Source organism: Desulfobulbus elongatus DSM 2908 (assembly GCF_000621145.1).
GTDB lineage: Bacteria > Desulfobacterota > Desulfobulbia > Desulfobulbales > Desulfobulbaceae > Desulfobulbus > Desulfobulbus elongatus.
Window position 1 is genome coordinate 1 of sequence record NZ_JHZB01000056.1, and the last position, 10,399, is coordinate 10,399.

General features: G+C 52.8%; 14 protein-coding genes and 3 pseudogenes. 5 read left to right on the plus strand and 12 right to left on the minus strand.

What is annotated here, in order from left to right:
* Both Q362_RS21420 and Q362_RS0116895 read left to right on the plus strand, forming a co-directional pair.
* The coding region (locus tag Q362_RS21420; protein ID WP_035217037.1) for a transposase at positions 1–327 on the plus strand (327 nt) is incomplete at its 5' end.
* Between the two features lie 267 nt (positions 328–594).
* Positions 595–834 (plus strand): hypothetical protein, encoded by a 240-nt coding sequence (locus Q362_RS0116895; protein ID WP_028319605.1) that lies wholly within the window; start codon positions 595–597, stop codon positions 832–834.
* A 280-nt stretch (positions 835–1,114) separates the two neighbouring features.
* On the opposite strand, the gene Q362_RS0116900 is transcribed toward Q362_RS0116895, so the two are convergent.
* The 3 genes and pseudogenes from Q362_RS0116900 to Q362_RS21425 form a co-directional block, all read right to left on the minus strand.
* Positions 1,115–1,369: a hypothetical protein gene (locus Q362_RS0116900; protein ID WP_028319606.1), complete on the minus strand. Its 255-nt coding sequence runs from the start codon at positions 1,367–1,369 to the stop codon at positions 1,115–1,117.
* Positions 1,366–1,677 carry a helix-turn-helix domain-containing transcriptional regulator gene (locus tag Q362_RS0116905; RefSeq protein WP_028319607.1) on the minus strand — a complete coding sequence of 104 codons (312 nt, stop codon included), beginning with the start codon at positions 1,675–1,677 and terminating at the stop codon, positions 1,366–1,368. The genes Q362_RS0116900 and Q362_RS0116905 overlap by 4 nt, the downstream gene beginning before the upstream one ends.
* Positions 1,674–1,987 (minus strand): annotated as a pseudogene (locus tag Q362_RS21425) (type II toxin-antitoxin system RelE/ParE family toxin). The gene Q362_RS0116905 and the pseudogene Q362_RS21425 overlap by 4 nt, the downstream one beginning before the upstream one ends.
* 146 nt (positions 1,988–2,133) lie before the next feature.
* Between Q362_RS21425 and Q362_RS0116915 the strand changes: the two are divergent.
* Positions 2,134–2,565 (plus strand): annotated as a pseudogene (locus Q362_RS0116915) (transposase); the annotation flags it as partial.
* Between the two features lie 428 nt (positions 2,566–2,993).
* On the opposite strand, the gene Q362_RS0116920 reads toward Q362_RS0116915, so the two are convergent.
* The 9 genes and pseudogenes from Q362_RS0116920 to Q362_RS0116945 all read right to left on the minus strand — a co-directional run bounded on the left by Q362_RS0116920 (position 2,994) and on the right by Q362_RS0116945 (position 9,084).
* Positions 2,994–3,647 (minus strand): P-loop NTPase family protein, encoded by a 654-nt coding sequence (locus Q362_RS0116920; RefSeq protein WP_028319609.1) that lies wholly within the window; start codon positions 3,645–3,647, stop codon positions 2,994–2,996.
* A gap of 42 nt (positions 3,648–3,689) precedes the next feature.
* Complete coding sequence (trbL, locus tag Q362_RS0116925) at positions 3,690–4,862, minus strand: P-type conjugative transfer protein TrbL (protein WP_169737455.1); 1,173 nt, start codon at positions 4,860–4,862, stop codon at positions 3,690–3,692.
* Positions 4,786–5,037 carry a hypothetical protein gene (locus Q362_RS24145; protein ID WP_169737456.1) on the minus strand — a complete coding sequence of 84 codons (252 nt, stop codon included), beginning with the start codon at positions 5,035–5,037 and terminating at the stop codon, positions 4,786–4,788. Before Q362_RS24145 ends, trbL begins: the two co-directional genes overlap by 77 nt.
* Before the next feature lie 40 nt (positions 5,038–5,077).
* The gene (gene trbJ, locus Q362_RS22500) at positions 5,078–5,869 is read right to left on the minus strand and encodes a P-type conjugative transfer protein TrbJ (protein ID WP_051554445.1); all 792 of its coding nucleotides are present in this window, start codon (positions 5,867–5,869) and stop codon (positions 5,078–5,080) included.
* 11 nt (positions 5,870–5,880) lie between these two features.
* A complete protein-coding gene (locus Q362_RS25040; RefSeq protein ID WP_084312934.1) occupies positions 5,881–6,159 on the minus strand; it encodes a tyrosine-type recombinase/integrase in 279 nt (92 codons plus the stop codon).
* On the minus strand, positions 6,156–6,872 hold the full coding sequence (locus Q362_RS23170) for a tyrosine-type recombinase/integrase (RefSeq protein ID WP_084312936.1): 717 nt from the start codon (positions 6,870–6,872) through the stop codon (positions 6,156–6,158). The genes Q362_RS25040 and Q362_RS23170 overlap by 4 nt, the downstream gene beginning before the upstream one ends.
* A 233-nt stretch (positions 6,873–7,105) precedes the next feature.
* A pseudogene (gene repC, locus Q362_RS21435) lies at positions 7,106–7,989 on the minus strand (replication protein C, IncQ-type).
* A complete protein-coding gene (locus tag Q362_RS0116940; RefSeq protein ID WP_028319611.1) occupies positions 7,976–8,842 on the minus strand; it encodes a helicase RepA family protein in 867 nt (288 codons plus the stop codon). Before Q362_RS0116940 ends, repC begins: the two are co-directional and overlap by 14 nt.
* Positions 8,842–9,084 carry a hypothetical protein gene (locus Q362_RS0116945; RefSeq protein WP_157470274.1) on the minus strand — a complete coding sequence of 81 codons (243 nt, stop codon included), beginning with the start codon at positions 9,082–9,084 and terminating at the stop codon, positions 8,842–8,844. The genes Q362_RS0116940 and Q362_RS0116945 overlap by 1 nt, the downstream gene beginning before the upstream one ends.
* A 102-nt stretch (positions 9,085–9,186) precedes the next feature.
* Between Q362_RS0116945 and Q362_RS23175 the strand changes: the two genes are divergently transcribed.
* A complete protein-coding gene (locus tag Q362_RS23175; RefSeq protein WP_169737457.1) occupies positions 9,187–9,654 on the plus strand; it encodes a helix-turn-helix domain-containing protein in 468 nt (155 codons plus the stop codon).
* Entirely contained in the window at positions 9,654–9,920 is a 267-nt protein-coding gene (locus Q362_RS23875) for a hypothetical protein (RefSeq protein WP_157470277.1), read from the plus strand. The genes Q362_RS23175 and Q362_RS23875 overlap by 1 nt, the downstream gene beginning before the upstream one ends.
* Positions 9,921–10,399: the final 479 nt, after the last annotated feature.

Here is a 10,399-nt window from a genome sequence, read left to right on the forward strand (position 1 = left end):
TTGCTGAAAAACAGAGTGGTGGCGCCAAAAGAAAAGGATACTCCGCAAAATCTCTGCCTTGATGCAGCATATGTGGGCAAGGAGGATACTGTACTCTCCAATGGCTTCATCCCCCACATCCGCCCACGAGGCGAAGAGAAAAAATTGATCGAAAGAGATCCTTCGTTCAAGGCACGGCGCTGGGTCGTTGAGTTAGCACATTCATGGTTCAACCGGTTTCGCAAATTGATACCACGATACGAGAAGACAGATCTCTCGTACATTGCACTCAACACATTGGCAGCCGCCATGATTGTCCTGAACAAGGTCATGGTTATTTATGGATAATCACTTAATACGCCAGCTGTTGGGCGGAAATTGATCTGAGGCGTACATAATCCTTACCTGCTGATACCAGTCATCAGATCCATGGCCGGCTGATCGGCCCGCAGCCGAACCTTGATTGGTATCAAAACCCGTTGTGGCCATCGCATCGAGCAGCTGCAAATGGTATCGTTCGGGGCGGCTGTTGGTCGACCATAGCCGGGGATGACTATGCATGCCTGCATAAACATGATCGCCTGTTTCGACTCCAAAAAAAAAAGAAAGAAACCTATGGCAATCATCGAGTATGTCAGCGAAGAGGAACGGCGGGAAATAATTGAAAAAGTGAACGATGCCCTACTCCGGAATGCGTCGGATGAGGAAATCGACAAGATCAGGGCAAAACTGCCGCTTTTGCCGTGCCTGGCGTTGTCTCTCAAAGAAACAAGGGGATTGCAGGGCCTTCTTGATTCGGATTTCAATCTCTATGACGCGGTGCAAGAGTATGGCGAAGACTTCCTTAAGCCCTGAAGAGCGCAGGCGGCGCGAAGAGGCATTCCGGTACGGCCACGCATCCGGTTAAAGTGGATAGCTTTCCCCCCGGCAGCAGGGAAAGGGCGGCCAAGGGAGAAATCGATCAGGAAGGGGCCTAGAACGCGCCCAGGGCGCCCTTGGTCTGCCGGCTTATCCCTGGATATCCACACCCCCCAAGAGCAGTTACAGCGCCGCCAGGCGTGTCCTGGAATCCCATCGAGCGAAAGCAGCGCTCTAAGGCAGAATGTCAAATTTTGACCTGGCCAGCTCGGCCGCGTCACCGATGCCGACGTGTCACCGACACGGTGCTGTTCGCCCGGCGCATGACTTCATCGGCCTGAGCCTCGCTTCGCGCCCGCTCCAGCTCGACCGGATCGGCCGCACTGTCGATGTGGGCGTCAACGCCGAACTTCCGGCCCTGCTGCCGGTAGAACGCCAAGACTTCCAGCTCGTCGGCGGACAGCATGGCGAAGATGCGCCCATGCAACGCAGCAAGGGCGGCTTCGACGGGGAAACGCGGCGCGGCAATCATGCGTGCGCTGCCGGGTGCTGGATGGGCTGCACCGCGAGGCGCAGGCCCATCGTCTTGAGAATCGCCGACAGGCTGCGAATCTCCGGGTTGCCCTTCGCGGACAGCATGCGGTAGATGTGCGTGTCGTTGAGCTGCGCCTTCTCTGCCACCTTCGACACGCCGCCGAATGCCTTCGTCATCTGGCGAAGTGCGATCAGTAGCTCGCCCTGGTCGCCGTCTTCAAGGATGCTGTTCAGCAGCTCCACCGCATAGGCCGGGTCTTTGCGGAAGACTTCGGCCATCGCGTCGTCATGTGCTCGATCTTTCATCGCTCTTTCTCCTGTTTCACGTTGCTGCGCTGCCAGTCCTTCCAGTATTCGCACGCCTTCGATATGTCGGCGTCCTGCGAACGCTTGATGCCGCCGCAAAGCAACAAGACCACGGTTTGCCCGGCCCTACGTCGATACGAAGCTCCCACACCCCTTCCCTGCATGGCTTGTGGTCGCCGAAATTGCCAAGCTCGGCGCGGTAAATGCGCCGGTCGATGGCAATCTTCGCCTTGCTATCCTTCACTTTGTCGCGCCAGTCCTCGAACACGTCGCGGCCGTCGTCGGTGATGTAGTGCTTTATCTCGAACATGCTTTATTTTCGCTTATAAGCGAATCCATGTCAAGGGCTTTGGTGACAAAATCCGCCAACCTGGTGGATCTTCCTGTCGCCATTACCGCCCGCGCCCCTTGTCCTCTGCCCTGCTCCGGGCTTGGCTTCCCTGGCTGCTGCGCCTGCTCGACGCTCTGCCCGCCCTTGCGGCGCTCGGCGATCTGCCCGCAACGTTGGGCCAGGTGGAAGTACTGTTGGCGGATGCCGGGTACTTCAGCGAGGACAATCTTGCCGCCTGCGCGATGGACAAGATTGAGGCGTTCATTCCGCCGGGCCGGGAATCACATAATCAACCGCTGGCCGACCGTTTTGCCGAACCCGCGCCGTTGGCGCAAAACGCGACGCCCCTTGAGCAGATGCGTCACAAGCTCAAAACCGTGACTGGCAAGGCCGTTTATGCCAGACGAAAATGCACGGTGGAACCGGTCTTCGGCATCATCAAGCATGTGTTGGGGTTTCGCCAATTTTTTCTCCGCGGGCTGGAAACGGTCACCGGCGAGTGGACCCTTGTGTCGATCGCCTGGAATCTGAAGCGGATGTTTGCCCTGCAAAACTAAGCACGATCAAAACCGGCCTTTTTTGAAGATTTTTTGCCGATATCCGATCAAAATGTCAGAATTTAGCAAGAATGTTTGTCAACCAGGAAACCTGGAGCTTTGCCGGCCGGGTTTGACCTTCACGGCAACTGTTCATTTCCGACAGACTCCTAGAACGCGCCCAGGGCGCCCTTGGTCTGCCAACTTACCCCTGGATATCCACACCCCCCAAGAGCAGTTACAGCGCCATCAGGCGTGTCCTGGAATCCCATCGAGCGAAAGCAGCGCTCTGAGGCAGAGTGTCAAATTCTGACCTGGTCAACTTTTTGTTCGTGGCAACTGCAATTCGCTGCACGCGACAACCTGGTCATTCCCCAAAAAAAGATAAAAAAAACCGGGTCCGGTAAAAAACCGAACCCGGTCCGTCGCCGGTCCCGCCCGGGGCGGCTCTACGCCACGTTCGCCAGATCGAGCGCCGCACATATCTCCTGCCAGAATATTTTCAGACGTTGCCGGGTCATGATCGGCACTTCGCCGGAGTTGATCGCCGCCTCGAAGGTCTCGAGCCGGCCCAACATCTCCTGAAAATCAGGCCCGAACAGAGGAGATCGCTTGCGGTCGGGAAACTGGACGATGGCGTAAGCTTGGGCCACCTGCGTGTCGGTGAACACCGGTTTACCAAAAAAATGGTTCATCCAGATAACGCACGGCACCCCGCCAAAAGTGTCGGGATTAATGAGTAGATCCAGCCCTTCGGCAGTCGATACACCCGCACCGCCTCCAACATGCACTACATGCAGAAATTTCGTGGTTGCTTCCGGCCGAAGCAGACCAGCCAACAGTTCCACCCTGTCAGGCGCGACATCTACCACCAGATGAGAGCCTTCCGGGAGCGCATGCAGCAAAGAGTCTGCATCCACTCTATCGCCTGTTGGCAAAAACCGGACGTTTAGGCCTTTGTACCTGGATAATCCCGGTTCGCTACCCACATCCAATCCATACACTTCAATTTCTCTTTTTTGAATGTATTGCATCAGAATTGAAGCAAAAACTGTTTGCCCTATACCACTCTTTTTTTGCATAAAAAAATGCGCTGTTTTCATGACATTCCTCCTCCAATAACTGGATATTTTCAGATTCTTCCGCTATTTTTCTTCTCGTGGGTCCACTTTCGGAGCCTCTTGCTGGGGTGGCGCGTTCGTCGCCCTGGAGACATCCCGTTGGTCTTTGAGGATCGAGTTCATGCGCTGGCCGGTCGAGCCCCAGGCATTTTGTTGCCGCCGGGCCGTGCTATACGCGTCGCCCAAGTTTTTGAGAGTTTCGCCGCCGCGTGCCCAGGCGGTCTTGCCGCCGCCTTGTGGACCGGCAATATCCATCGCAGCCTTGATCGAAGACAGGCCACGGCCGGTGCCCATCGCCGCGCCGGCCATACCACCGACAGCTCCGCCGGCAGCGGAAGCAATCCCAGAGGCCGCTACGCCGAGGCCCTGACCGCCACCATGGTGCGAGCCGGTGATAATGCCGGCGCAAATCTCGGGGATTTTGTCGATGAGGACGAGAAGGGCCACCGCGCAGCCGATAAGAAGAGCCACGTCCATGAGATCTATGACGGCGGCGCTACTGAAATCCATCATAAACTTTAAGCCGATTGCCACAACGAGCTGCATAACAAACATCTTGAAGGCCACGCTCAGGGCATAGCGCATGGTGTTGATCGCGTATTCTTTGAGCAAACCGCTGCCGCCGAAGCCGAGCAACAAAACGGCCGCGTTTATGGCGATATAGGACTCGCACAGGACCAGCAGCATTCTGGCACCCATCAGCGCAAAGATGGCCATAATGACCAGCGCTGCAATGATGTAACCGAGTTTGGTCATTACAGCCTTATCCCCGGCAGCCATGATTTTCTTCGTTACATCATAGCCTACCTGGAAAGGACTGGACACATCCTGGCCCGCGAGATCGGTGGCTATCCCACTCATGCCATTGATGATATTGCCGGTCCATTCCTGGTAATGAGTGATGACCGCAAAACAAAACCCGGCAAAGAGCAAGACCATGATGAATTGCTTGATGGTGTCGCCGATCTCTTGCAGGCCGAGCGCAGCCCTAATCCCGAGCAGGGCCACATCTAGGATCAGGCACCACTTGAACAGGCTTTGGGCATATTTTTCCAGGGCTCGACCGTATTCTCCAGAGACGGTCGCGAACTTGGCCGCCAGTTGATTTATTATATTTATGTCAGCTGCTTGACAACATGGCGCCATAAATAAGAAGGCAAAAAAAAGGCAGAAAAAAATCAAACAGGAGCGTTTCATAAAAAAATCCCTCACATTTTTTTGTTTGTTTTGAGTCCTCGCCCTCGCAGCCTGCGACAGCAATAAAACCAAGGAACCGCAAAAATCCATCCAAGTCTCCCCACAGGTCAACCAGCAAAAAAAACAAGCCGAGATCGAGGAGATAGGCAGAAAGGCCATGGGTACCGATGGCCATGACACGAAGCCAAATAAACCATTACCGTTCCGTCGCTGACCTAACGCCGAAATGGTAGCGGTGCATCAGGTTCCATATAGTGCCCCTCGGTGCTCATGGCGCGGCGATCCGCCGCTTGCGCCATTTCTTCCTGCTTTTTCTCGTCCGCCTGCCTGATCTGCTGCGATTGGGCTACGGTTGCAACCAACTCCCGCAGCTCCCGCTGTTCTTGCAGTTGCAGGGCTGCGAGTTGATTGCCGGCCTGCATGGCCTTCATTTGCCCGTCCGGGCTATCCAGTAGACTCTGCACATAGGTTTCGAGTTGGCCGGCGTTTGCCAGGTCATCGAGCTGGCGGCCGGTGAGCTGGTAGGTCGACAGGCTCGCTTCATCTACGGCCGCCGACCATTTGTCTTGATGCTGGCGGTATTGCTGATTGGCTGCTTCGATCTCTTCCGCAGTCGAGGCGGCCGTCAGATCGGCGAAGGTCGATTGTGCCGGGAAAAGGTGATTGAAGACCTGAGCGAGGGCCGTGTAGTCGCCGCGCTGGGTCCGGAGCTGATTGGTCAGATTGGCGAGCTGCGTCATTTGCCCGGTCAGCTCGCCGCGCATTGCCTGCGGCAATTGCATCGTGTTCTGGATCGCATGCTGGACCAGGCTGATCTGCTGGGCGGTCTGCGTGATTGCCTCGGTGTACTGGTTCGTCAGCGTGGTCAACTGTGAGAGATTAGTGACTCGATCCAGGGCTTGCAGAGCGGTTGTGGAGCAGTTGGTGCAGTAGACCGTCTCTCCAAAAGAAAAAATGGGGACATTCAGGGTCAGGGAGACAGCGGCAATGATCAGCAGTTTCTTCATGATGTTCCTCCTCACAAATAGGAATCGATTGTGCCTACAGCGGCAGATTTGATCTCTGGAGTCAGGTGCGAGTATCTCCTTGTCATCTCCAGCGTCGAGTGCCCTAATAACTCTCCAACAATATGCAATTGCACACCACTTTGAACCAGCCATGACGCAAAGGTATGCCTCAGAGTATGAAAAACAACTTTGTCTCTCGGGTCGGTTACTCCATCATTCAGCCCGATCATGTCAACAATTCTGGGAAATGTTTTGCTAATTGTATTTATTTTTTGCCCATTTCTGTTCATAAATACAGGTAAATTTTTTTCATTTCCATATCACTTAGCATTTGCACTGCAATTTTTGGTAAATATACTGTTCTATTTTTTTCTGTTTTGGAGTCAACTATTCGCATTGATTTATTATACAAATCAATGCGGTTTCCAGTTAAGCTAAAAACCTCACCAGCCCTTGCTCCAGTTGATAAACTCAACAAAGCTATTTGCCATGTTTGCAAACTATGATCTTTCAGTTCTTTCAACAATAAATCGGCCTCTTCCTTCTTTAGGAATCTGTGCCTCTTGTTATCTCGTTGAGGTACATTCAATTTTTGAGCTGGATTGTAGTTGAATAACTGCCATCGTATTAATAAATTGTACGTTTCTCGAATCGTTTTCAGAATAAGAACAACTGTTGCGGGCGATCTGTTACTTTGTAAAAATTGAATTTTTATTCTTTCAACAAGCAATGGCGTAATTTCACCAAGTCGCTTGTTGCCGATTATTGATCGCAAGTGATTCTGGTATCTTTGTTTTTCCATCTTTGATTTCGCTCTAAATTGGAAGTGGAGCTCCCAGCCTAGGTTATACGCCTCGTCAAAGGTTGAGTCTTCCGTGATGACTTCGATGTTCCGATGTGGCGGTTTTTCTAGGGTGGGGCTTGTTGTCTGCGCCGATCGGCGGGAGCAAGATGGTTTTGATTTGATTTTTTTGGCGGGTTCGCTAGCTTGTTCTGCAGCCATGATTCACCTCTTCTGTAGGTGTTTTGTGGTTAGGCCCTGGTTGGTGTTGGAGGCACCGGCCGGGGCCGTATCATTTGTTTTTTTGGAGTTAATGGTTGTTGTTTTTCAGGGGCAGCCGCCGCCCCAAAAGGCGGCTGCCCTATAGATTATCTTAGATAATCTCTTAGATCGATTTTTGAGATTGTTGTTTTTTTACGGAATTTCAAGTCAATGCGAAGCGTGCCCCGTCAACGTTACGACGGGGGAGCGTCAACGTTACGACGGGAAACTGTCAACGTTACTACGGGCTTTTAGGTCGTCCTATCTCCCATTTTCCGGAAGCATATTCGCTCACTGACCAGCCAATGCACACAAGCTCGGCGAGCGCCTTCCGGGTCGTTTGTCGGCGCATCCGCATCGTTGACCCTGTAGCTTCGTTCGGCCACACATACCCGCAGAGCGTATCGATACCGACTCGTCCGAACTTGCCGGGACTGATCCAACCGCATAGCCGCTGATGGATCAGCCGTGCGGGAGCGGTTTTTAGAGCCCTGACTTCGGCCATGTCGATCCGGGCATATGATCGACGGCCGAGTATCGCTTCGGCAACGCGCGGGTTCAGCCCCACCCATAGCCGGCCATCCGCTTCGTCGAAAGCGTGGCTCATCAGATGGAATGCGGCCTGCCGCTTGTCTTTCATCACCACCACGGTGACGTTCGACATGCGCAGCAGGCTGGCTTTCAGCGCCTTGATGTTGTCTCCGCTGTCAGTCATGCCTATTTCGGCCAGCAGCTTGGACAAGCTCTCGCGGACCACCAGCCCGTCTTGATTGACGGCATCAAACCGAGTCTCCAGGTCTGTTCGTAGCTGCTGCGCCGTCTTCGCGGTCGGCTCTGGGGTAAGCAAGAGACCACTCGGCCCACCAAGGGCAACGATACCCTGCAAAACACGCAGGTCATCAGCCCCCAAAGGCTCAAACCCGACGAACCGCACGGACTCGCCGTCGCCGAAAGTGTAGGTCACATCCAGCTTGCTGCGTTTGCGTTCGCCGCGCTTGATGCTGCGAAAGAGGCCAGGGGCCAGACAATGCGCCGGGTCGTGTCTGGCATGGGTTAGATCGTGGTCAGGCTGCGGCACGGGCTGCTCCATTTTTTGTATTTGTTTCGCGTAGTTCTAACAATTGCGCGGGGATAAGCACCCCACCCTCGGACCGCCGATACCACCTATCACAGAGCCCCACCCCGTAATTGATTTTTGTGGTGCCGTATCGTACATATTGGCGGCGCTGATCGGGTCCGATAAGCCGCTGGTCAGCACAATCCGACAGGCGTTCGGCCTCGGCGGCGGTCATAGTAGCCACATACCCGCACCATCGGGCATTATCGACGAGGGCCGATGCGCCCCGCGCTGCCTGCTGCTGGTCGGCCAGGCCGTCGCGGACGCTGGCCTTGGCGACGTGATGGAGATAGAGTATGCTAGCGCCAGTGGTGGCCGCTATGTGCTCCAGCGTGCACACCAGACGGGCCATTGCGCCGTTGCTGTTTTCGTCGAGGCCGTGGATGCGAGACAGCGTGTCTATCACGATGAGCCTGGCACCCATGCAGTACTCGATCATGTGCCGAAGGTGCCCGCCATCCATGATATCCAGGCGACGGCCCATCATTGGCTCGATGGTGAGGTTGTCCGCTATGGCTTGGCGAGCGGCGGGATGCAGGTGCCGACCGATGGCATGTACCCGATGGACCAGCGCCGGTTCGGGGTCCTCGCCCGCCAGGTAGACCACGCGGCCGGTACACTGCGGCGACAGCCCCAGCAGGTCGCCACCTGCCACACTGCACGCTATGGCCATCGTGGCCTCAAGCGCCCAATAACTTTTACCCGTTGCGCCTGGCGCCACGAGTGCGCCGACTGTCCCGGCCAAAAAGCCGGGCCAGACAAAATCCAATTCCGGCGGCTCCTCGGAGAACGCCGCCATCACATCCAGCGGCATCACATCTCCATGGTATTTTCTTGGATTTTTTGGAAAAATTTCGGTACGTTAATGAAGATGCGTTTTGGCCCCACTTTGAGAAAGCACTCGCCAAACCCGTTGGTTCTGCGATTGAATATCAGCCACCGAATGGAATTTTCAGTAAACGCAGGATATTTCTCAACAAATTTTCTCACGGTGAGCAGGTGCTCCCAGGCGACGGGGTCCATCTCGGCGGATGGATTTTCTGTTGTTTGTTTCATTTTTGCAGGTTATGTTTAGTTAACGATTGGTACCTGATTTTATCTAGGTACCTATTAATAGGTAGAGCATAGAGTGTCAATAGTTTTTATCTGTGGTGAATTGTGGCTAAAGGAAAAGGTGGGGGCGAAACACCCCAAAGAGTGGTTGATTTAGTAACGGAGGCTGTTCAAGAAAAAGGCAGTCAAAGCATTGTCGCCCGGGAATCAGGCCTAACCCTGTCAACCGTTCAGCGCTGCTTAAAGGGAATAGGCGAGCCTACAAGGGCAACTTATGAAAAGCTAGCCATTTACTTTAATGTATCAGTATCATGGTTGCGTGGGGATGACCCCGAAGATTACCTGATGGCGCAAAAAAATATTGATAAAGAGTTTCTTGAGGAGGTTATTAAATTTGCAGATGGATATTTGTTACAACGAACTAACAATTACCTCTCTTTCGAGAGAAGAGCAAACTTGTATGCACAACTTTATTATGAATTAAAGTCTAGAGGTGGAAAAAGAGCTGAATATATTTTGTTGCAGAATGAAGGTGAGCAGTTATTAAAAAAAATATTACATGGAAATGTATAATGAAGATAACGGAAAAGCACGCTATAATTGATGCTATTTATGAACTCGGCGACACTTATAAATCGAAAATTATTCTTAGGCGCATAGATAAAATTATATTATATTGTTCTGCTTTAATGCTTGCTTTTGCCGCTCTTGCCGCTGCTGGTTATCAAGATCACATATCATCTCATGCTGATGCAATAACAATTATATGTTTGTTTTTTTGGGCTATGCGTTTTTTTGAAACAAAAACAAAAAAAATCTCTGGGCGTTGGTTTGATTAGGGGGGATTGGCACGTTAGTGCCGATTCTCTGACCTACGAATTCTACCCCTTCGTTAACAATGAGCCGCAGTCACCGAAAAACACCTATATTTGGCATCACGACTTGCCGCAGCGAGCGCCAGGACAAGAAGCTCTGGCACCAGCGTTGGCGAGCACGTGAGCGAAACGCACTGGCCAGTGCATCGACGGAGGCTTTGGACTCTCGTGGGAGTATCCGATAGTTATGCGTTAAAAGCGCCCAATTCAGATCGGTATGAAATGATATAAAAACAGCGTGTTGGAGCAGAAAATGCTATAAATTATTGCAGTCTTTTGGTATCATCACTTCAATAAAGGAGATGGTGCCATGAACGCTGCTGTTGATATCGGATCAGAACTCAAAATGTCATCGAAGAAAGAGTATATAGAAAATTTCCATCAAAAATTTGATGCCATTTTTGATGTCGTCGACCTGCCAAATCTTTCTCTTTTTGAAATTA

What these genes read in the sequence shown, in the direction of transcription:
- Q362_RS0116895 (WP_028319605.1), top strand. Translation starts at nt 595, where the DNA reads ATGGCAATCATCGAGTATGTCAGCGAAGAGGAACGGCGGGAAATAATT.
- Q362_RS0116900 (WP_028319606.1), bottom strand. Translation starts at nt 1,369, where the DNA reads ATGATTGCCGCGCCGCGTTTCCCCGTCGAAGCCGCCCTTGCTGCGTTG.
- Q362_RS0116905 (WP_028319607.1), bottom strand. Translation starts at nt 1,677, where the DNA reads ATGAAAGATCGAGCACATGACGACGCGATGGCCGAAGTCTTCCGCAAA.
- Q362_RS0116920 (WP_028319609.1), bottom strand. Translation starts at nt 3,647, where the DNA reads ATGAAAACAGCGCATTTTTTTATGCAAAAAAAGAGTGGTATAGGGCAA.
- trbL (WP_169737455.1), bottom strand. Translation starts at nt 4,862, where the DNA reads ATGAAACGCTCCTGTTTGATTTTTTTCTGCCTTTTTTTTGCCTTCTTA.
- Q362_RS24145 (WP_169737456.1), bottom strand. Translation starts at nt 5,037, where the DNA reads ATGGCCATCGGTACCCATGGCCTTTCTGCCTATCTCCTCGATCTCGGC.
- trbJ (WP_051554445.1), bottom strand. Translation starts at nt 5,869, where the DNA reads ATGAAGAAACTGCTGATCATTGCCGCTGTCTCCCTGACCCTGAATGTC.
- Q362_RS25040 (WP_084312934.1), bottom strand. Translation starts at nt 6,159, where the DNA reads ATGAACAGAAATGGGCAAAAAATAAATACAATTAGCAAAACATTTCCC.
- Q362_RS23170 (WP_084312936.1), bottom strand. Translation starts at nt 6,872, where the DNA reads ATGGCTGCAGAACAAGCTAGCGAACCCGCCAAAAAAATCAAATCAAAA.
- Q362_RS0116940 (WP_028319611.1), bottom strand. Translation starts at nt 8,842, where the DNA reads ATGCCGCTGGATGTGATGGCGGCGTTCTCCGAGGAGCCGCCGGAATTG.
- Q362_RS0116945 (WP_157470274.1), bottom strand. Translation starts at nt 9,084, where the DNA reads ATGAAACAAACAACAGAAAATCCATCCGCCGAGATGGACCCCGTCGCC.
- Q362_RS23875 (WP_157470277.1), top strand. Translation starts at nt 9,654, where the DNA reads ATGAAGATAACGGAAAAGCACGCTATAATTGATGCTATTTATGAACTC.